Below are 19,021 nucleotides of genomic sequence, written 5' to 3'. Positions count from 1 at the left end.
GTGGTGCAACCGGCTAACTGACGTTTGATGGTAGCTTAGGTCATGTGCCGCCCGATGTCACCGATCGACACCCGACAGACCGGCTCCGACCCTGGACAGCGCGGAGTCTTAACTGCTCAGAGCTGGGATATCGGCCGGACCACCACGTCGACACCGCGCGTGTCGACCGGCGGGAACGCGCGCAGGCTCGGTCGCCGCCACAGAGCGCGCACGACCGTTGACGGCTGTTTGCTACCGGCTATATACGATACGACGGAAGCCGCCCGTCTGAGGGTGGGCGGGTGTCCGTCAGCGGCGGCTACTCACGCTCCGCTAGCTCGACGTCGGCTGCCCGGTCACCGGGGGCCACCGTCGGCGACCGTGGACGCCTCGCCCCGGCGTACCGGTCGACGCGTCCGAAGTGCCGTCTCGACGATGTCGGCGGCCCGCCCGGTGCCGTCCAGTTCCGCGATCCGACGCTGGTACTCCAGGGCCCTGCTCCGGTAGGCCGGGTTGCCGCGCACCTTCTCGATCGCGGCGCGCAGCCTCGCCGCGTTCGCCCGGTGCGCCGGGACGAACTCCCCCACCCCGAGATGCCTGACCCGGGCGGCCACGCCGGGCTGGTCGTTCGCCACCGGCAGGGCGACCATCGGTACGCCGTGGGCCAGCGACTCCAGCGCCGTGTTGATCCCGGCGTGCGTGACCACCAGGGATGCCCGGGCGAGCAGTTCCAGTTGCGGCGCGTACCCGACGACCACCGGATCACCCGACAGCCCGGTCGGCAGTGCCGTCTCCCGGCTGCCCAGGGCGATCACCAACTGCGCGTCGAGACCGGCGCAGGCCGCCGCGATCGCCTCGAAGGTCCGGGGTACCCGGTTCTGCAGGGTGCCCATCGAGGCGTAGATCAGCGGGCGGCCGTCCAGCAGCTCCCACGGGAACGAGGCCGGCTCGCCGCTGCCGGAGTCGTGGAACGGCCCGGTGTAGTGGAAGCAGTCCGGCAAATCCCGGCGCGGGAAGTCGAAGAAGTCCGGCTGCTGGGTGATCTGGGCCAGCTTCGAGCCACCGTCGTTCAATCCGCGCGCCCTCGGCAGGCCCCACTCGACCCGACGCCGGTTGGTCAGCTCCACCACCGGCCCGATCACCCGGTCCATCACCCGGTAGCCGAGCCTGTTGCGCAGCCGGGCCGCCGCCGAGTCATGGTACGGCCAGGCGGTCATGAAGGGCGGTACGCCCTCCTCGGTGTTCAGGGCCAGCGCGTTGCAGACCGTCACGGCTGGCAGGTCGAGCCGCTCGGCGACGCTGTTCGCCGCCCCGTAGACCTGGTCCACCAACAGCCCGTCCAGCCCGGAGGTCTCCAGCAGCGGCGGCAGGTCGCGCAGCAGCACCTCGACCTCGCGGACGTACGTGCGGACCATGAAGCGGATCGCCGCGAGGCCGCGCAGCCGGCCCATCTCCTCCGAGAAGCGGGCCAGGGCACCGACCGGGAACTCCCGCTCGCCCAGCGGCACGAACTCGAATTCGGCGACGTACGGCTTCGGCGCGGCGTCCGGCAGGGAGAAGAGGGTCACCCGGTGCCCCCGCCGGACCAGCTCGCGGCCCAGCGTCGACATCGGACTGAGGTGGCCGGTGTAGTCCGGGCAGACGATGCCGATGTGCACGGGACTCTTCCTCTCCTGCTTCGCTCAGACCACTGTGGTGAGCTGCGCCGGGTGTACCGAGAAGGTGGCCGGGGTGTACCCGACGATCTCGCCGTCCACCTCCACCGGCAGCGGGATGTCCGCGTCGACCGCGACGGTGCGGACCTGCCGGCGCCGGATCGCCGGATGCCCTGCCGCGCTGCCCCGCAACACCCGCCACATCAGGCCGAGTACCCCGGCCCGGCCCAGCCCGAGCACCGCCACCGCGTCCAGCTGCCCGGGCTCGGCCGGCCGCGTCGAGCCGAAGGTCAGACCGCCGGCGAAGTACGGCACCTTGAGGACCGCGAGGTTGCTGAGCGGATGCCGGGACGGTTCCCCGTCCAGCTCCAGCCGCGCCTCGACCGGTTTCCAGCCGGCCAGCGTCCGGGCCCCGGACGCCACCTCGGCGAGTTGCAGGTTGACCCGCTTGAGCACCCGGTTCACCGGCGTCTTCTCGGTGAACCGCAGCCCGATGGTGCTGATCAGCCCGACTGTGCAGTTGACCAGGAAGTAGCGGTGCCCGGAGCTGCCGTCGGCACGGGTGAAGGTCACCGCGCCGACGTCGGTGGCCCGGTCGCGGCCACTGTCGAGCAGCTGGCCGAGGTCGGTGACCGGGTCCAGGCCGCGGACGAAGTCGTTGCAGGTGCCGGCGGGTACGTACGCCAGCCGCACCTTCTCGTCGCCGGCCGCGAGTATCCCGTTGGCGACGTCGGAGAGGGTGCCGTCCCCGCCGATCGCGACCACCGTGCGGTAACCGTCCGCGACGGCCTGCCGGCCGAGTTCGACGGCGTGCCCGGGATGCCGGGTCTGCCAGCGGTCGGCACCGGGCAGCTCGACGGCGAGCCGCTGCTCGATCAGCCGCCGGCGCTGGACCCCGGAGGTCGGGTTGACGATGCAGACGACCCGTTCGCCGTCATCCGCGGCCATGCGCCCCCTCCGGTTCCCGCCCCAGCCCGGCGAGGGTGCGGCGCAGCGCCTCCGCCAGGTCCACCCGGGGCGTGTAGCCGATCGACCTGATCCGGTCGAGCTGGTAGCGCATCCCGCCGGCCACGGACCGCACCGCGTATCGGGTGAGCATCGGCCGCCCGGAGCTGGTGCCGATCCCGGCCAGCCCGGCCAGCTCGGAGAGCGCCGCCACCGTCAGCGCACCTCGCATCGGGACCGAGCGGGCCGGCGGCACCGCCCCGACCCGCTCGGCGAGCCGGTCGAAGAGCTGCCCCACGGTGAGGCCGTACGAGTCCCCGACGATGAACCGCCCGCCGGCCGCTTCGGGCCTGGTGCCGGCCAGCACGATCGCGTCGGCCAGGTTCTCGCTGAAGGTGAGTTCGATCGGGGCGGCACCCCGGTCGATCTGCACCAGCTTGCCGTCGCGCAGCCCGCGCACCAGTTCCGGCACGAAGTGCCGGTCGCCCGGCCCGAAGATCCAGGTCGGGTAGACGACGGTGACCTCCAGCCCGCGCGGCTGATACGACCAGGCGATCTCCTCGCCGGCCAGCTTCGACCGGGAGTACGCGTACGGCGGCACCCGCTTCGGCGACGTCTCGTCGATGACGTCGCGGGCGTCGAAGCCGAAGACGTCGACGGTGCTCAGGTAGACGAAGCGGCGCACGCCGCAGCGCAGCGCCTCGTCCAGCACCGCCCGGGTGCCGTCCCGGTTCACCTGCCAGATCCGGCGTCCGGGCCGCCAGTCGCTCAGGTCGGCTGCCGCGTGCACCACCAGCTCGACACCCTCGCAGGCGCCGCGCAGCGACGCCGGGTCGGTCAGGTCACCGAGATGTTCGGTGTATCCGGCGGCTTCCGGCGAGGGCGTGCGGACCAGCCCGCGTACCGGCCAGCCCTGCTCCCGCAGTGCGGCGGCGACCGCCCGGCCGACGCAGCCGGTGACCCCGGTCACCAGCGCCACGCCCCGCGCCATCACACCCCTTTCGACAGCAGGTCGAGCAGGTCGGTGAGGAGTCCCCCGGAGGGGTCGATGGCCCGGACCCGCGGCAGCAGTTCCCGCAGGTCCCGGCGGGTGCCGGACTCGTCGGCGAGCAGCAGCTCCGGGCCGGCGGTCAGTTGGCCGACCCGGATCGCGGTCAGGCCCTGTTCGGCCAGCGCCCGCGCGCTGCGCTCGCCGTCGGCGGCGGCGACCGCGTACAGCAGCTCGAACTCGCCCCACTCCCCGGCCGCCATCAGCCAGCGGGGCAGTCCGAAGGAGTCGGCCAGCGCCATCGTCGCCGGATCGTACGCCTCGGCGTGCAGCCCGACCTCGACCCCCAGCCCGTTGATCTCGGCGAGGCCGACCGCCGCGTTCAACAGCCCGTCGCTGGTGTCGATGCACGCCCGGGCGTACCCGCGGAGCACCTCGGCGGCGACCACCCGCGCCTCGGGCAGCCACGGCTCCTCGTCACCGACGGAGCCGAGGGCGAGCTGGCGGAACCCGGCGGAGTTGCCGGCGCCGACCGGGCCCGTCACGTAGAGCGCGTCACCGGCCCGGGCACCCACCCGGCTGAGGAACCGGCCACGTTGCAGCGTGCCGATCGCGCAGGAGGTGAAGCTCTCCTCCGCCGCCCAGTTGGTGTCGCCGCCGACGATGTGGCAGCCGTACCGCTCGGCGGCGTCGGACGCGCCGCGCCCGAACTCGCGGGCCTGGTCGTTGGTCCAGCCGTCCCGGGGCAGCGAGCAGGAGATCAGCACGGCCACCGGGTCGGCGGCGACGGCCGCGAGGTCACTCACGCTGACCGTGGTGGTCAGCCAGCCCTTGGCGTACGGGGTGGGCGCGGTGGCCAGCTCGGCTCCGCCGTTCAGCGTGTCGACGGTCACCGCCAGCAGCCCGGCGGGGCCGAGGTCGAGCAGTTCGGCGTCGGCCTCGAAGGCGGCGTTGAGCTGGCGCGGGGACCGGGTCATCCCCTCGCGCATGGCGGTGATCAGGCTGCCCTCGGCGGCGTCCAGGTAGAGCCGGGCCCAGTCGACGGAGGTCACGCCTCAGGCCTGCCGGGAGGAGGTCGTCGCGCGCAGCGTCAGCTCCAGGTAGAGCATCATCGGCACGGCTGCGACCAGGAAGAACGTCGGCCTGTGCAGGGCGCCGAGGGAGAGGGTGAAGAGCGTGGTCGCCCGGGTGAACCAGAGCAGCGCCTCGTACGCCCGCTCCTCGGGTGCCCGGAGGACCGAGGTCAGGCTGCGGGCGAAGGCCAGGGTTGCAGCGGCGAGCAGCAGCAGGGAGGCCGCCACCGGATAGCCGCCCCGGTCCGCGTTCGCCAGCACGGCGGCCAACGCGCCGAGCACGGCCACCACCGGGAAGACCACCGCGACCCGGCCGGCGACCCGGGTGCCGACCGCCACCGGCAGGGTGCGGTAGCCGGCGATCCGGTCCCCGTCGATGTCCTTGAAGTAGCCGACCAGGCAGAAGCCGGCCAGCACCACCGCGACCAGCGCCGTCTGATACCAGGTCGTCGCCGGGATGTCGAGCCAGCCGGCGTCCGGCCGGACGGCCACCGCGCCGAGCACGGTGAACAGCGCCATGTCGACGCCGTTGGCCAGGTTGCCGGCCATCGGGATGCCCTTGGTCCAGGTGTAGACCAGGTGCCCGGCGATCGCGATGGCACTCCAGATCGCCAGTGCCGGCGCGACGACGACGGCCACCACCAGGAGGGACCCGGAGAGCAGCAGCGTCAGGCCGAGCCCGACGTGCGGGTTGATCAGCCCGGCGACGAACGGCCGGTCCGGCGCGTTGACGGCGTCGGCCTTGCGGTCGAACCAGTCGTTGATCACCACACCCACGCCGTAGCCGAAGATGCAGAAGAGCAGCCCGATCACCACGGTGGTGGTGGTGGCCCCGGCCGACGGCGCCGTCATGCCGACCAGCCCGGCCGAGAGCGACAGGGGTACGAAGTGGAACCGCCACATCCTGGCCCACGCGACCGCTCGGTCACGCGGCCGGATCTCGGGCTGGATCTGGGTGACGCTCATCTGGCCTCCGTTAGCGTGGCTGGCACACCGCCGTGCCTGGTCGGGTAGCGCGGATGGTCCGTCGCCGGGGTCGGGCACCCGGTCCCCGGCACGCTCACCGGACGCCCTGCCCGACGTGCTCCGCGAGCGACAGGTCCGCCAGCGACCAGTCCGGCGGCGTCAGCTCGCGGACCTCGGCGAACGCGGCGACGGCCCGCTTGAGCTGCTCCGGGGTGTGTGTCGCGGTGAAGCTGGCCCGGACCCGGGGCGACGCCGCCGGAGGAATCACCGCGTTCACGTAGACGCCCCGGTCCAGCAGGCCCCGCCAGGTGAAGACGGTCGGGACGACCCCGTCGATGGGTACGCAGACGATCGGCGTCTCGCTCGGCAGCGGCTCGTAGCCCAGGGCGGCCAGCTCACGGTGCACGTAGGACGCGTTCTCCAGCGCCTGCCGGCACCGCCACGGCTCGGCCCGCAGGATGCGCAGGGCGGCCTGGGCGGCGGCCAGGCTGGCCGGCGGGGCGGCGGCGCTGAAGATCAGACTGCGCGCGTGGTGCCGCAGGTACTCGATCACGTCCACCGGGCCGAGCACCGCTCCCCCGATCGACGCCAGCGACTTGCTGAAGGTCACGGTGACCAGGTCGACCTGCTCCGTCACGCCGAAGTGCGCGGCGGTGCCCCGGCCGTCGGCCAGTACGCCGAGGCCGTGTGCGTCGTCGACGAGCAGGCGGGCGCCGTACTTCTGGCAGAGCCGCACCGTCTCGGGCAGTGGGCAGAGGTCGCCGGCCATCGAGTACACCCCGTCGACCACGACCAGCCGGCCGGCGTCGGGCGGGCAGGCGGCCAGCCGCCGCTCCAGGTCGGCCATGTCGTTGTGGGCGAACCGGCGCACCTTTGCCGCGCTGAGGCCGCAACCGTCGTAGACCGAGGCGTGCGCCTCGCGGTCGATGATGACGACGTCGTGCCGGGAGAGCAGTGCCGCGATCGCCCCGAGGTTCGCCTGGTAGCCGGTCGGGAAGACCAGCGCGGCCGGCATGCCGACGAAGTCGGCCAACTCCCGCTCCAGTTCCTCGTGCAGCGGGGTGTTGCCGTTGAGCAGTCGTGAACCGGTACGCGACGAGCCGTACTCCTCGATGGCCGCCTGCGCGGCGGCGGTCACCCGTGGATCGGAGGTCAGTCCGAGGTAGTTGTTGGAGCCACACATCAGCACGTCACCGGCCGACGTCCGGGCAACCGTGGTATCCGAGCCCTCGAAGACGGTAAAGTATGGGTAAATTCCTGCCGCCTGCGCCACCCGCGCTTCTGCATAGGATCGGCATCGCTCAAAGATGTCCGTTCTCACCACGGTATTCCCGAGCCCCCTCTCATCTGGAACCGTGATTACCCGATTCACGACACGGTTTGACCCACGGCGTCAGGTGCTGGCCATTGTGGTGACCACGTCGCTGACCCGCCGCCACCCCGTTCTCGCTGGTCAAGGACGATTTCGACAGGATGACATCGGCAGCGCCTCGATTTGCGTACGTCGTCGGGCCAGGCACCGAACCGACGCACGAGGAAATGGCGCACCGGGCAGGTCAGGGCGCGTTTGTAGAGCGCCTGCTTGACCACCGATGGATCCCCGTGTGTCGCCTCAGATGCTCTCTTCCGTTGATCGAGTTTCTCTGGGCTGCCTACACCTTATCCACCGTGTCAAGGGCGCGACAACGACAGTGGTCCATTGAGGACGGCCAGGCGCGCCCCATTGCCCATCCCGATGGCCATTGAACTGCACTGATTCAAACAACGTCGGCGGTCGACGGCTGGACACCGGTGTCGGGACACCGCCCGCACGGCCACGCGGACGAGGCGCCCCCGCCGCAGCCGGAGCTGCTACAGGGGCGCCTCGACCACCGGCGGGGGCACCGGGGGGTTACGGCTGTCACGACCCCGGGGCGTGCTCCGGGGTACGCCTCGGGCAGCGGACCGCGCTGCCTCACACGGTGCCGACAAGCGCCGGTTGCAGCGCGGGGCGGCCGGGAGCGATGTAGTTCCACCCCGCGCGGAGCCACCGCGCCGGGTCGAGCGCGTGCCGGGCGTCCACGATGTTCCGGCTCCGGACCACCTCGCCGAGCACGTCCGGGTCGACGGTGCCGAACTCCGGCCAGTCGGTGAGCACCGCCACCGCGTCGGCACCGTTCGCCGCCTCCAGCACGCCGCGCTCGTACACCAGGTTCGGGAAGGCCCGCCGGGCGTTCTCGATCGCCTGCGGGTCGTAGACCGCGACCTCGCCCTCCTGCTGGCTGATCAGGTTCGCGACGTACAGCGCGGGCGAGTCCCGGACGTCGTCCGTGCCGCCCTTGAAGGCGGCACCGAGTACCGCTATCCGGCGGCCGGTGAACGCCCCGCCGCACTGCTTGCGGAGGTACTCCACCACCCGCTCCCGGCAGCGCAGGTTCACCGCGTCGACCTCGGCCAGGAAGGCCAGCGACTGGCCCACACCCAGCTCGTGCGCGCGGGCCTGGAACGCCCGGATGTCCTTCGGCAGGCAGCCGCCGCCGAAGCCGAGCCCGGAGTTGAGGAACTGGCGGCCGATCCGGGCGTCGTAGCCGAGCGCGTCGGAGACGACCGTCACGTCGGCACCGCTCGCCTCGCAGAACTCGGCGATCGCGTTGATGAACGAGATCTTGGTGGCCGTGAACGAGTTCGCGGCCGTCTTGATCACCTCGGCGGTGGGCAGGTCGGCCACCACCACCGGCACCCCGGCGTCGATGATCGGGGCGTACACCTCGCGCAACACCTTCTCGGCCTGCTCGTCCGGCACCCCGAGCACCAGCCGGTCCGGGTGCAGCGTGTCCGACACCGCCTTGCCCTCGCAGAGGAACTCCGGATTCCAGGCCACCGAGATGCTCTCGCCGGCCGGGGCCAGGACGCGCAGCATCGAGGTGATCCGGGCCGCGGTGCCGGCCGGGACCGTGGACTTGCCGACGACCAGGCACTCCTTCACCAGGTACGGCGCCAGCGTCTCCACCACGGCGTCCAGGTAGCGCATGTCGGCGGCGGTACCGTCACCGAGCTGCGGCGTGCCGACGCAGATGAAGTGCACGTCGGCGGTGGCCGCCTCCTCGTACGACGTGGTGAACCGCAGCCGCCCGTTCGCCAGGTGCCGGGCGATCAACTCGTCCAGACCGGGCTCGAAGAACGGCGACCGCCCGCCGGCCAGCGTGGCGATCTTGGCCGCGTCGACGTCGACGCCGATGACCCGGTGGCCCAACTCCGCCATGCCGGCCGCGTGCGTGACACCGAGGTAGCCGCAGCCCACTACGGAGATCGTGCTCATCGCTCCTCCTCGCGTTGCGTACCGGGGCCCGGGATGAACGGGCTCTCCGGATCTCTGGCCTGCCGTTCCCGCCGTGCCGCCTCCACCGTGCGGCGCAGCCCCTCCCGGAGCGGGACGCGCGGCTGCCAGCCCAGCTCCCGCTTCGCCCGGCTGATGTCGGGGCAGCGCTGCCGGGGGTCGTCCGCGTCCGCCTCGATGTACTTCAGCGCCGGCGGGGCACCGGCGACCTCGCACACCAGGAGGGCGAGGTCCTTGATGCTGATCTCCTGGGTGTTGCCGATGTTCACCGGCAGCCCGTACTCGCTCTCCGCGATCGCCAGGATGCCGCGCGCGGTGTCCTCGGCGTAGCAGGGCGAGCGGGTCTGGCTGCCGTCGCCGTGGATCTCCAGCGGCAGCCCGTCGACCGCCTGGGCGACGAAGCCGCAGATCACCCGGCCGTCCGGACGCATCCTCGGCCCGTAGCTGTTGAAGATCCGGGCGATGCCGACGCTCAGCCCGTGCTGCTTGGCGTACGCGGTGGTCAGCGCCTCGGCGTACCGCTTCGCCTCGTCGTAGACCGAACGCGGGCCGATCGGGTTGACGTTGCCCCAGTACTCCTCGTCCTGCGGGTGGCGCAACGGGTCGCCGTACACCTCGGAGGTGGAGGTGAGCACGAAGCGCGCACCGTGCCGGTGCGCCAGCCGCAGGCCGTGGTACGTCCCGGTGCCGCCGACCAGCATGGTCTCGATCGGCAACCGGTAGAACTCGGGGATCGAGGCGGGGGACGCCATGTGCAGCACCAGGTCGACCGGGCCGGAGACCTCGATCCCCTCGCTGACGTCCGCCTCGACCAGCGAGAAACGGGGATCGCTCACGAGATGCTCGATGTAGCTCCAGTGTCCGGTGGAGAAGTTGTCGATGGCGACGACCTCCACGCCGGCGGCGAGAAGCTGCTCGCAGACGTATGAGCCGAGAAAGCCACCACCTCCGGTGACCACGGCCCGGTGGAATCGGCTGCTTGCTGACATGTGAACCTCCTCAACTGCATCGGGTGCGGGCTAGGAAGGTGCGGCGGGATTCCGTTGGCATCGACCTGGACCCTCTGGGGGAAATTGTTTCGGTGTCACCGTCCGAAAAGGAGCACTGAGTTTCCGGGTCGAGCGGTCGGGACGGGGGCGACGCGGCACGACACCGACGACGAATTCGTCCCCACCGCCGCCTCCTCCCACGTCCTTCCGCCCATTCCGGCGGCGACGGGGAGGCCCTTGTCACGCGGCGCCCGTGTGACAGGACGCGCCGCGATTCACATAGTCCGAGCCGTCTGTCCCGCTGCAAAGAACGTACTCCGGCGGCGATACTCTCTCTGCCGGCCGACCACCACTCGATCGACCCTCCGGGCCTACCTAACCGGGCCCCTGCCAATTCATCTCCGGCTCGGAAGGCGCCGGGCGGTCACACCTCGAGAGAGCCCGGTACCGGGCGGCCGGCACCCCGGGACAGATCCGGAGCCGGCGGCGTCGACGGGTGGAGCCCGACGACGACCGACCGCCCCACGGACGCCTTCGGCACCCGATCCGGCGAGGGAACCGGAAGGATCCCGCCAGCGGTGGAGTGAACGTGAATCCGGCGGCTTTCACGCCGATCGCCGCACCCGGGGTGGACTGCCGGGGCACCGGAACACGCCGGCCGGGCCGCGCCGGCCCGGTGACCGGTCGGGGTTCAGGCGGCCTCTTGGCGGATCTGTTCGAGCAGTTCGTGCGCGACCACCCGCCCCGAGGAGGCCTGGAGCTGGTCGAAGAGCGTGATGGCCTGCGAGGCCCACTCCATCGCCGACGGGTACTGCCGCTGCGCGCGGTGCAGCCGGGCGAGCGCGAGGCAGAACCGGGCGGTCGCCAGCCGGTCGCCGTTGCGGGACGCGATCGCGTACCCGTGGTCGAGGGTGGCGGCGGCCCGGTGGTGCAGGCCCTGGCGCAGCCGGAGCATGCCGAGCCCGTGCAGCACGTGCGCCTCGCCGGCCCGGTCCCGCCCCTCCTGGACCAGCTTCAGGGCCTTGACCAGCTCCTCCTCGGCCTGCGCGAGGTCGCCGTTGTCGAGGCGCAGCTCACCGAGCCGGTGCAGCACCATCGCGTGCACCCGGGTGCTGTTCGCGGCGGTGGCGGTACGCAGCGCCTCCTCCAGCATCTCCGCGGCCCGCTCCCAGTCGCCCGCCTCCAGCCTGGTGCTGGCCATCCCGGTGAGGATGTGCGCCTCCGCCGCCCGGTCGCCGAGCGGCCGGAGCACGGAAAGCGCTTCCTGGTAGCGGCGCCAGGCGCTGTCCAGGTCGCCGCGGACCCGGTCGAGAAAGGCGAGGTGCCGCAGCGCGAGTGAGCGGCCGTGCGCCTCGCCGATCCGCTCGAACATGCTCAACGCCAGCATGAGCCGCGACGACGCGTCGCCGAACCGCTGCTCGACGATGTTCAGCGCGCCCAGGGAGTAGAGCATCACCGCCTCGCCCCGGCGGTCGCCCGCCTGTTGCGCAGTGTGCAGGGCCAACTCGTGCGTGCTGCGCCAGTCGTCGAGATAGCTGCGACTCTCGAAGAACGCCACCATGGTGATGGCCAGGTCCCAGCAGTAGTCGGCGATCCCGGCCCGCGATGCCAGGCCGACCGCCGCGACCGCCGCCACCCGCTCGCTCTCGAACCAGCTCAGCGGGTCCTGCAACAACTCCTGCACGAGGCGCTCGGGCAGCTCCCAGCGGGACGCCGCACCGTGGATCACGGTGTAGTCGCCGCCGTAGAGCGCCCGGTGCCCGGACTCCACCAGGAACAGCCAGGCGCCGAGGAAGCGGTTCAGCGCGTCGAGTCGCTCGCCGGCCCCCTCGTCGGCGCCGAGCCGTTCCCGGGCGTACACCCGGACCAGGTCGTGCAGCCGGTAGCGGGTGGCGGCGCCGGAACCACCGACGACGTCGACCAGCCGGGCGTCCACCAGGATGTCCAGCGCGTCGGTCGCGGCCGTCAGCTCCACACCGAGCAGCGGGGCGGCCACCCAGCCCTGGAAGTCCTGGGCGTCGAGGAGACCGAGCCGGCGCAGCAGGCACTGCGCGTCGTGGTCCAGGGCCTCGTAGCTGAAGGTGATGCTGGTCCGCACGTCCAGGCCGCCGTGGGCCAGCTCGTCCAGCCGCCGACTCTCGTCCGCCAGTCGGCTGGTCAGCTGGGAGACCGTCCAGTGCGGACGGGCGATCAGCCGGGCCGCCGCGATCCGCAGCGCCAGCGGCAGCCGGCCACAGAGCTGGACCAGCCGCTGCGCCTCGGTCGGCTCGGCGGCGACCCGCTCCTCGCCGACCATCCGGGCCAGCAGCTCGACCGCGTGGCGCTCGTCGAGCACCCCGACCTCGACCAGCCGGGAGCCCGGGACGCCGGCCAGCCGGCGCCGGCTGGTCACGATCACCCCGCAGGTCGATGCGCCGGGCAGCAACGCCCGCACCTGCCGCTCGTCCACCGCGTCGTCCAGAACCACGAGCACCCGGGACCCGGCGACCCGGCTGCGAAAGGTCGCCGCCCGGGCTTCCAGGCCCTCCGGTACGGCCGAGCCCGGGATGTTCAACGCGCGGAGGAAGCGGTCCAGGATCTGGGCCAGCCCGTCGCCGTTGCCCCGCCCGCCACCCAACTGGACGAAGAGCTGCCCGTCCGGGAAGTCGCCGGCCAGCGCGTGCGCGAGGTGTACCGCCAGGGTGGTCTTGCCGACCCCGCCCCGACCGGTGATCGTCACCACCGGTACCGCGTCGCTGTCCGCCCGGGTCCCAGGTCTTCGCAGGAAGTCGCAGAGCTCGTCGACGAGTTCGCGATGACCGGTGAAGTCCGGCACCGCCGCCGGCGTCATCCGGGGCGCCGGGATCAGGCTCTCCTCGACCTCCGCCGGTGCCACGTCCGCGGCCAGCGCGGGATCGGCGTTGCCGGTCAGGATGGCGCGTTCCAGCGAGCGCAGCGACTCGCTCGGCTCCAGGCCCAGGTCGTCCACCGACGCCTGGCGGGCCGACTGGTACGCCGCCAGCGCGTCGGCCTGCCGGCCGGACCGGTAGAGCGCGGTCATCAGCTGGTGCCACAGCCGCTCCCGCAACGGGTACTCGGTGACCAGGGCCATCAGCTCGTCGACGAGTTCGCGGTGCCGGCCGAGCCGCAACTCCAGTTCGAGGTACTCCTCGGCCGCGACCAGCCGCCGTTCGGCGAGCCGGGCCGCCGCCGCCCGCACCAGCCGACCCTCCACACCGCTCAGTGGCTCGCCCTGGTGCAGCGAGAGGGCCCGCCGGAACGCCGAGGCGGCCGCCTCCAGCCGGTGCTCCCGGACCGCGGCCCGCCCCTCGGCGAGCAGGTCGTTGAAGGCCCGCAGGTCCAGTTCGCCGTCGGCGACCCGGATCAGGTAGCCGGCCGGCGAGGTGACGATCCGGTCGCCGAGACCGGCCTGGCCGAGCGCCCGCCGGATCGTCGAGATACAGATCTGGATCTGACCCTTGGCCGTGGCCGGCGGTGCGTCCTCCCAGACCGCGTCGATGAGCCGACCGACCGGAACCACCTGGTTGGCCTCCAGGAGGAGCATCGCGAGTACGGTCTGCTGGCGGGACGCGGTGATGTGGGCATCCACGACGTGGAGCGGCCCCAGGACGCGAAAGACGTGCACAATTCCCCCCCCGTCACGACACGACCGAGCCCGCCCGCCCACTTTCTAGCTGTCAGAAGATCGTCTCCAGCTGGTCAGAAAGATCGACAACGTCCCGCACGGACACCGCTACATCGTAGCGAAGGTGCTCATGGACGGCCAGAAGAGTGTCGATGTCATTGCCCGCAGAACCCCTAGGCGTGCTCCCAATACATCGAGAAGCTGGCCGTACTCAGATACACCACCAGGCGCACCTCGGTCGCGGTATCGCGCACATGGATGGCCACCGCGAAATCGCGGTACGGGGCCAGCGCACCGAGCCCGGCGAAATAGCCCGACGCGTCGACGGTCAGCAGATGTGCGCCGTACTCCACCTCGTGTGTCTCCATCGCGGGCAGCCGGCCGTCGTTGACGGTCGTCCCGGAGACCACCGGTCGCCAACCCCGATCGTCGCGGAACTCGAGCCGCAGCAGAACACCGGGGGCCGGGCGACCGCACATGCCATCGAGCACGCGAAGGGAAATTGTAGCCATTACTGCCTCTCAGAATTGTAGAGGTGAAGTATTCCACCCTGCACTGTCGATGCGTTATCGAACCGCTAAATGATCGGCAACAAGCGACGAAAGCGAGCGAAAGGCGGGCCGACAGTGAGCGCCGGTGAACTGTCCTCACACAAAACAAACCCGGGAAGGCGGAGATTACGATGCGGGACACGAACTGGGGCTAGCCCACACCACAGCCGTCAAGGCGTCCCCCAACATTACATGTTGGCGGGACGCCTTTTTCATGCCGGAAAAGCCCTTAGCCGTCGAGAAATCAAAGCTTCACGATGACGGAACGAACGTAGGAGGCCAACACCTTCTCGACGATCGGGTCGAGAATCCGGTCGTAGATCGGCACCCCCACGTCGTAGCTGGCCTCGAACGACACCTCGCAGCCGCCGTCGACCGGCGAGATCCGCCACCGCCCGGTGAACTCGCGGAAGTCGCCGTCGACCTGCGCGAAGCTGACCGTACGCCGGTCCGGTGCCGGCTCCCAGCGCTGCGTCCACCGGACAGCGTGGCCCCGGAACGGCACCCGCCAGTCGGTGCCCAACCCCAGCAGCGCCTCGTACGCCCCGTCGGGGCTGGTCGCGATGCTCTCCCGAACCCGCACCGTCCTCATCGCATCCCCCTTCTCGACACGGCCTGTAGATGGGTGGTCCGCACCGCCATGTAACTCGCCTCGCCGAAGACTCCCCCGGTCAGCCCGGTGCCGCCGTGCGAGGGCAGATAGGGGTAGAACCCGCAGTGCGACTCGTCGTTGACCTTGATGACACCGCCGTTCACCACCCCGGCCAGGAACCGGTCCACCACCGCGTCGTCGGTCGACCAGAACGAGTTGCGCAGCCCGTACGCGTTGCCGTTGACGAAGTCGACGACGTCGGCCAGCAGCGCGTCGTCGTCGCGCCCCGCTTCCGGCACCACCACCGGCAGCAGCGGGAAGAAGGTCTCCTCACGCACCGCGGCCACCTCCCGGCTGCGGACCAACCCGTCCACCCGCAGCACGGTCGGCTCCACGAAGTAGCCGGTCTCCGAGGGGGATCCGTCCACCTCCAGCCGGCGCCCGCCGCAGACCAGCCGGGCGCCCCGCTCCAGCGCGTCGTGCAGCGTCGCGAAGTACGCCTCGGCGGCGAGCACCGGAGTCAGCTCCACGCCCTCGTCGTCCGGGAATCCGGGCCGGACCCGCCCGGCGGCGGCCCGCAACCGCTCCAGCAGCTCGTCGGCGATCGCCGGATGCACCACCACCTGGTTGGGGATGTTGCAGATCTGCCCGGAGGCGTTGAACGCCTCGGTCAGCGCCCCGACCGCCAGGTCGAGGTCGGCGTCCCGCCAGACCACCGCGCAGTCGTTGCCGGCGAGTTCCAGGATCGGCTTCTTGCCGGCGGCCACACAGTCGTTCTGCAACGCCAGCCCCTTGGCGCTGCCGCCGAAGTAGATGACGTCGTCGACGTGCGGGCTGGCCAGCCAGTCGTCGAACATCGGCGGCCCGCACACCACGTTCACCGTGCCGGGCGGTGCGCCGACCTCGTCCAGGGCGGGCGCGACGATCTCCCGGATCGCGTACATGACGCCGAGCGGGAGGCTGCGCGGTGCGCGTACCACCACCGCGTTGCCGGCGAGCAGGCTGGCCGCGCCGTATATCGCGTTGGAGTGCGGCGCGTTCTGCGGCGGGGCCACGCAGACCACTCCGTCCGGCCGGCGGCGCAACACGATCCGCTTGCCGCCGTGGCTGAACTCGCGGTGCAGCAGCTCGCCGCACCAGGCGAGGGTCTGCTCGCTGAAGATGTCGAGCAGCCCGTCGACCTCGCCGCCGGCCGCCGTACGCGGCCGGCCCTCGGCCACCATCACCTCGACGAACTCGTCACGGGTCTCGACCAGCCGCCGGTGGATCGCGTCGCCGAACCGCAGCCGGGTGCGCAGCGGGGTGGCCCGCCACTCCGGTACGGCGGCAGCCGCGGCGGCCAGCGCCTGCCGGCTCGTCTCCCGGTCGGCCAGGGCGCAGCGGCCGGCGACCCGGGGGTCGTCCTCCGGCGCGCCCTGCCCCGACTCCAGCCGGCGCTTGAGCGCGAGACCGTCGAAGGTGTCGGTGAGCAGCGCCCGGGCGGTGATCCCGTAGACGTGCCGGTCCGAATCGACGTCCTTGCCCCCGATCAGGGACGGATAGTGCCTCATGGCGCGTACTCCCTGCCCAGCATCGAGCGCGCCACGACCAGCTTGGTGGCGTTCGCGGTGCCGTCGGCGAGCTGGGTACCGATCAGGTCGCGCAGTCGCTGCGCCAGCGGGCGCTCCTCGGAGTACCCGTAGTGGCCGAGGGTCAGCAGCGCCTGGTGCGCCGCCTCGACGGCCACCTTCGGCGCCCACCACTTCGCCATGTTCGCCTCCACCCGGTGGTCCAGCCCGGCGTCGTTGCGCCACAGCGCCTCGTAGGCCAGCAGCCGGGCCGCGTGCAGGTAGGTGGCGTGCTCGGCGAGCGGGAAGGCGACGCCCTGGAACCGGCCGAGCGGCTGGTCGAACGCCTCCCGGTGCCGGGCGTGCGACACCGCGTCCGACAGCGACAGGCTGGCCACGCTGACACACATCAGCGCGATGAGCGCCCGCGAGTAGTCGAAGCCGCGCATCCCCTGGGCGAAGCCGAGGCCCGCCCCGCCCACCGCGTCGAACGGCTTCACCGGCAGGCCGTCGAAGACCAGGGTGGCCCGGCCGCCGGAGCGGTTACCGAGGTCGCGCAGGGTCGAGCGGGCCACGTAGCGGTCGTCGAGCCGGGCGTAGAAGGCGGTGACCCCACGGGCCCGGGGCGCCTCGCTGGTCCGGGCGAAGATCATCCCGTGCGTGGCGTAGCCGCCCAGCATGATCGAGGTCTTCTCGCCGCTGAGCCGCCAGCCGTCGCCACGCCGCTCGGCCCGCAACTCGACCGCGGCCGCGTCGGTGCCGTGGCCCGGCTCGGTCATGCAGAAGGCGACCAGCGCGTCACCCCGGGCGATCGGCGGCAGCCAGCGTTCCCGCTGCTCGGCACTGCCGTTCGCGGCCAGGATGCCGGAGACCAGGGCGGCGTTGAGCACCGGCCAGCAGGCCGTCAGGTCACCGGCGGCCAGCTCCTCCAGTGCCACGCCGGTGCTGACCGCGTCCAGCCCGAGCCCGCCGTACTCCTCCGGGACGCGCAGCGCGAACAGCCCGGCCGCGGCCAGCTCGGTGACGAGCGAGTCGCGGAACCGTCCGGTGCGGTCGCTGTCCTGGTAGTACGGTGCGATCCGCTCCTTGGTGAACGCCCGCACCTTCTCGCCGAGCGCGCGTTGCTCGTCGCTGAGTAGAAAATCCATCATGCCGCCTTAAGCTGGTCACGGAGGATGAACTTCTGCACCTTGCCGGAGGGTGTCTTCGGCAGCTCGTCGACGACGCTGATCCGCTCCGGCCAGTACGGCTTCGCCATGCCCAGCGTGGTCAGGTGCGTGCGCAGGTCGTCCAGGGTCGGCGCCGGCCCCTCCGGGACGATCACCGCACACGCCCGCTCGCCGAGCCGCGGGTCCGGATAGCCGACGACCGCCACGTCGCGGATCGCCGGGTGCCGCAGCAGTGCGGCCTCCACCTCGGCCACCGGCACCTTCTCGGCGCCCCGGGCGATGATGTCCTTGACCCGCCCGGCGATGCGGATCCCGCCGTAGCCGTCGTCCCGGGCCAGGTCGCCGGTGTCGAACCAGCCGTCCGGGGTCAGCGACTGCCGGTACAGCTCCGGCCGGCGGTAGTAGCCCAGGCACTGGTTCTCGCCGCGCACCTGGAGCAGGCCGACCGCCCCGGCGGTGACCGGTTCGCCGGTCGACTCGTCGACGATCCGCACCCGCATCCCGGGCACCGGCGTGCCGTCGCTCTCCGCCGCCCGCATCAGCGGGTCCTCCGGCCGGGTGACCGTGACACAGCCGTTCTCGGTCATGCCCCAGACCGCATACACCCGGCAGCCGAGCACGTCGCGGGCCTGCTCCACCAGGACCGGCGGTACCGGTGCGCTGCCGGTGCCGAAGGCCCGCAGCGCGCTGATGTCCCGGGGCCACTGCCGCTGCTCGCGGATCAGGTCCATCAGGAACGTCGGCGCGCCGTAGAAGAACGTCACCCGTTCCGCCTCGAAGATCCGCAGCATCAGTGTCGGATCCCAGGCGTCCACCTGGACCGCGCTGGCGCCGAGCATGACCGGCATGACGAAGTTCCAGGTGTACCCGCCCTGCAGGGTCGTCGGTGACCCCATCGCGGTGATCTCGTCCGGGGTGAGCCCCAGCACCTCGATCTGCCGCCGGTTGATCGCGTAGAGCGTGCGGTGGCTGTGCATCACCCCCTTCGGCTCGCCGGTGGTGCCGGAGGTGAACATCACCTGGGCCAGGTCGTCCGGTCCCGCCTCCCGGTCGTCCAGCTCACCCGGGGCCAGCTCGTCCTCCCAGGCCCGGCCGAGCAGGAAGGTGTCGAAGTCGAGCGCGCCCTCGGTGGTCGGGCCACCGAGCAGGATCCGGTGGCGCAGCGTGGGCACCGCCCGCGCCACCTCCGCGCTCATCTCGTCGTACGAGTAGCCCCGCAGACTCGTCACTCCGACGTAGACGGGGCTCTCGGTGAGCCGGGTCATGAACTCCAGCTCCCGTCGGCGCATGATCGGTGCCACCGGTCCGGCGGCGGCACCGATCCGGGCGCAGGCGAGGCTCAGTGCGACCAGCTGCCACGAGTTCGGCAGTTGCAGGGTCACCACGTCGCCCCGCCGTACGCCCAGCCGCGCCAGTGCCGCGGCGAGGCGCTCGACCGTGGCGGACAGCTCGGCGTAGCTGCGCCGCTCGGCCGGTCGGCCGTCGGCGTACCAGCAGATCGTCGCCGACCGGTCCGGGTACCGGTGCACGGCCTCCCGCAGGTGGTCGAGTACGGTCCGGCCGTCCCGCAGGCCGGTGCCGGCCCGCGAGGCGGGTGCCGAGCTTTCCACTACGGACATGACGCCC

Annotated in this window: 14 protein-coding genes; all 14 read right to left on the bottom strand. The window is 71.7% G+C overall.

Translation table 11 applies throughout. The annotated features are described in order from the left end of the window. Positions 1 to 335: 335 nt before the first annotated feature. Complete coding sequence (locus O7626_RS04205; RefSeq protein WP_278059424.1) at positions 336 to 1,637, bottom strand: glycosyltransferase; 1,302 nt, start codon at positions 1,635 to 1,637, stop codon at positions 336 to 338. Between the two features lie 24 nt (positions 1,638 to 1,661). Further along, a complete protein-coding gene (locus tag O7626_RS04200; protein WP_278059422.1) occupies positions 1,662 to 2,582 on the bottom strand; it encodes a diacylglycerol kinase family protein in 921 nt (306 codons plus the stop codon). Then, positions 2,569 to 3,570, bottom strand: a complete 1,002-nt coding sequence (locus tag O7626_RS04195) for an NAD-dependent epimerase/dehydratase family protein (RefSeq protein ID WP_278059420.1) — start codon at positions 3,568 to 3,570, stop codon at positions 2,569 to 2,571. Before O7626_RS04195 ends, O7626_RS04200 begins: the two co-directional genes overlap by 14 nt. Continuing rightward, positions 3,570 to 4,619 (bottom strand): AIR synthase related protein, encoded by a 1,050-nt coding sequence (locus O7626_RS04190; protein ID WP_278059418.1) that lies wholly within the window; start codon positions 4,617 to 4,619, stop codon positions 3,570 to 3,572. The genes O7626_RS04195 and O7626_RS04190 overlap by 1 nt, the downstream gene beginning before the upstream one ends. Positions 4,620 to 4,622: 3 nt before the next feature. Next, entirely contained in the window at positions 4,623 to 5,606 is a 984-nt protein-coding gene (locus O7626_RS04185; RefSeq protein ID WP_278059416.1) for a UbiA family prenyltransferase, read from the bottom strand. A gap of 94 nt (positions 5,607 to 5,700) precedes the next feature. Continuing rightward, positions 5,701 to 6,879 (bottom strand): pyridoxal phosphate-dependent aminotransferase family protein, encoded by a 1,179-nt coding sequence (locus O7626_RS04180; RefSeq protein WP_278059414.1) that lies wholly within the window; start codon positions 6,877 to 6,879, stop codon positions 5,701 to 5,703. 681 nt (positions 6,880 to 7,560) lie between these two features. Beyond that, a complete protein-coding gene (locus O7626_RS04175) occupies positions 7,561 to 8,895 on the bottom strand; it encodes a UDP-glucose/GDP-mannose dehydrogenase family protein (RefSeq protein ID WP_278066051.1) in 1,335 nt (444 codons plus the stop codon). Positions 8,896 to 8,900: 5 nt separating this feature from the next. Continuing rightward, positions 8,901 to 9,911 (bottom strand): GDP-mannose 4,6-dehydratase, encoded by a 1,011-nt coding sequence (locus O7626_RS04170; RefSeq protein ID WP_278059412.1) that lies wholly within the window; start codon positions 9,909 to 9,911, stop codon positions 8,901 to 8,903. A gap of 691 nt (positions 9,912 to 10,602) precedes the next feature. Then, complete coding sequence (locus O7626_RS04165; RefSeq protein ID WP_278059410.1) at positions 10,603 to 13,500, bottom strand: BTAD domain-containing putative transcriptional regulator; 2,898 nt, start codon at positions 13,498 to 13,500, stop codon at positions 10,603 to 10,605. A 209-nt stretch (positions 13,501 to 13,709) separates the two neighbouring features. Further along, positions 13,710 to 14,027, bottom strand: coding sequence for a hydroxyisourate hydrolase (locus O7626_RS04160; protein WP_278059408.1), 318 nt, complete (start codon positions 14,025 to 14,027; stop codon positions 13,710 to 13,712). Between the two features lie 304 nt (positions 14,028 to 14,331). Further along, positions 14,332 to 14,679, bottom strand: a complete 348-nt coding sequence (locus O7626_RS04155; RefSeq protein WP_278059406.1) for an SRPBCC family protein — start codon at positions 14,677 to 14,679, stop codon at positions 14,332 to 14,334. Continuing rightward, the gene (locus tag O7626_RS04150; RefSeq protein ID WP_278059404.1) at positions 14,676 to 16,229 is read right to left on the bottom strand and encodes an aldehyde dehydrogenase family protein; all 1,554 of its coding nucleotides are present in this window, start codon (positions 16,227 to 16,229) and stop codon (positions 14,676 to 14,678) included. The genes O7626_RS04155 and O7626_RS04150 overlap by 4 nt, the downstream gene beginning before the upstream one ends. Further along, positions 16,226 to 17,377, bottom strand: coding sequence for an acyl-CoA dehydrogenase family protein (locus O7626_RS04145; RefSeq protein ID WP_278059402.1), 1,152 nt, complete (start codon positions 17,375 to 17,377; stop codon positions 16,226 to 16,228). Before O7626_RS04145 ends, O7626_RS04150 begins: the two co-directional genes overlap by 4 nt. Continuing rightward, entirely contained in the window at positions 17,374 to 19,014 is a 1,641-nt protein-coding gene (locus O7626_RS04140) for an AMP-binding protein (RefSeq protein ID WP_278059401.1), read from the bottom strand. The genes O7626_RS04145 and O7626_RS04140 overlap by 4 nt, the downstream gene beginning before the upstream one ends. Between the last annotated feature and the right edge of the window lie 7 nt (positions 19,015 to 19,021).

The sequence above is a fragment of the Micromonospora sp. WMMD1102 genome (genome assembly GCF_029626265.1).
GTDB lineage: Bacteria > Actinomycetota > Actinomycetes > Mycobacteriales > Micromonosporaceae > Plantactinospora.
The sequence above is the reverse complement of the archived record's forward strand: the minus strand, read 5'-3'. Positions and strand labels throughout refer to the sequence as shown.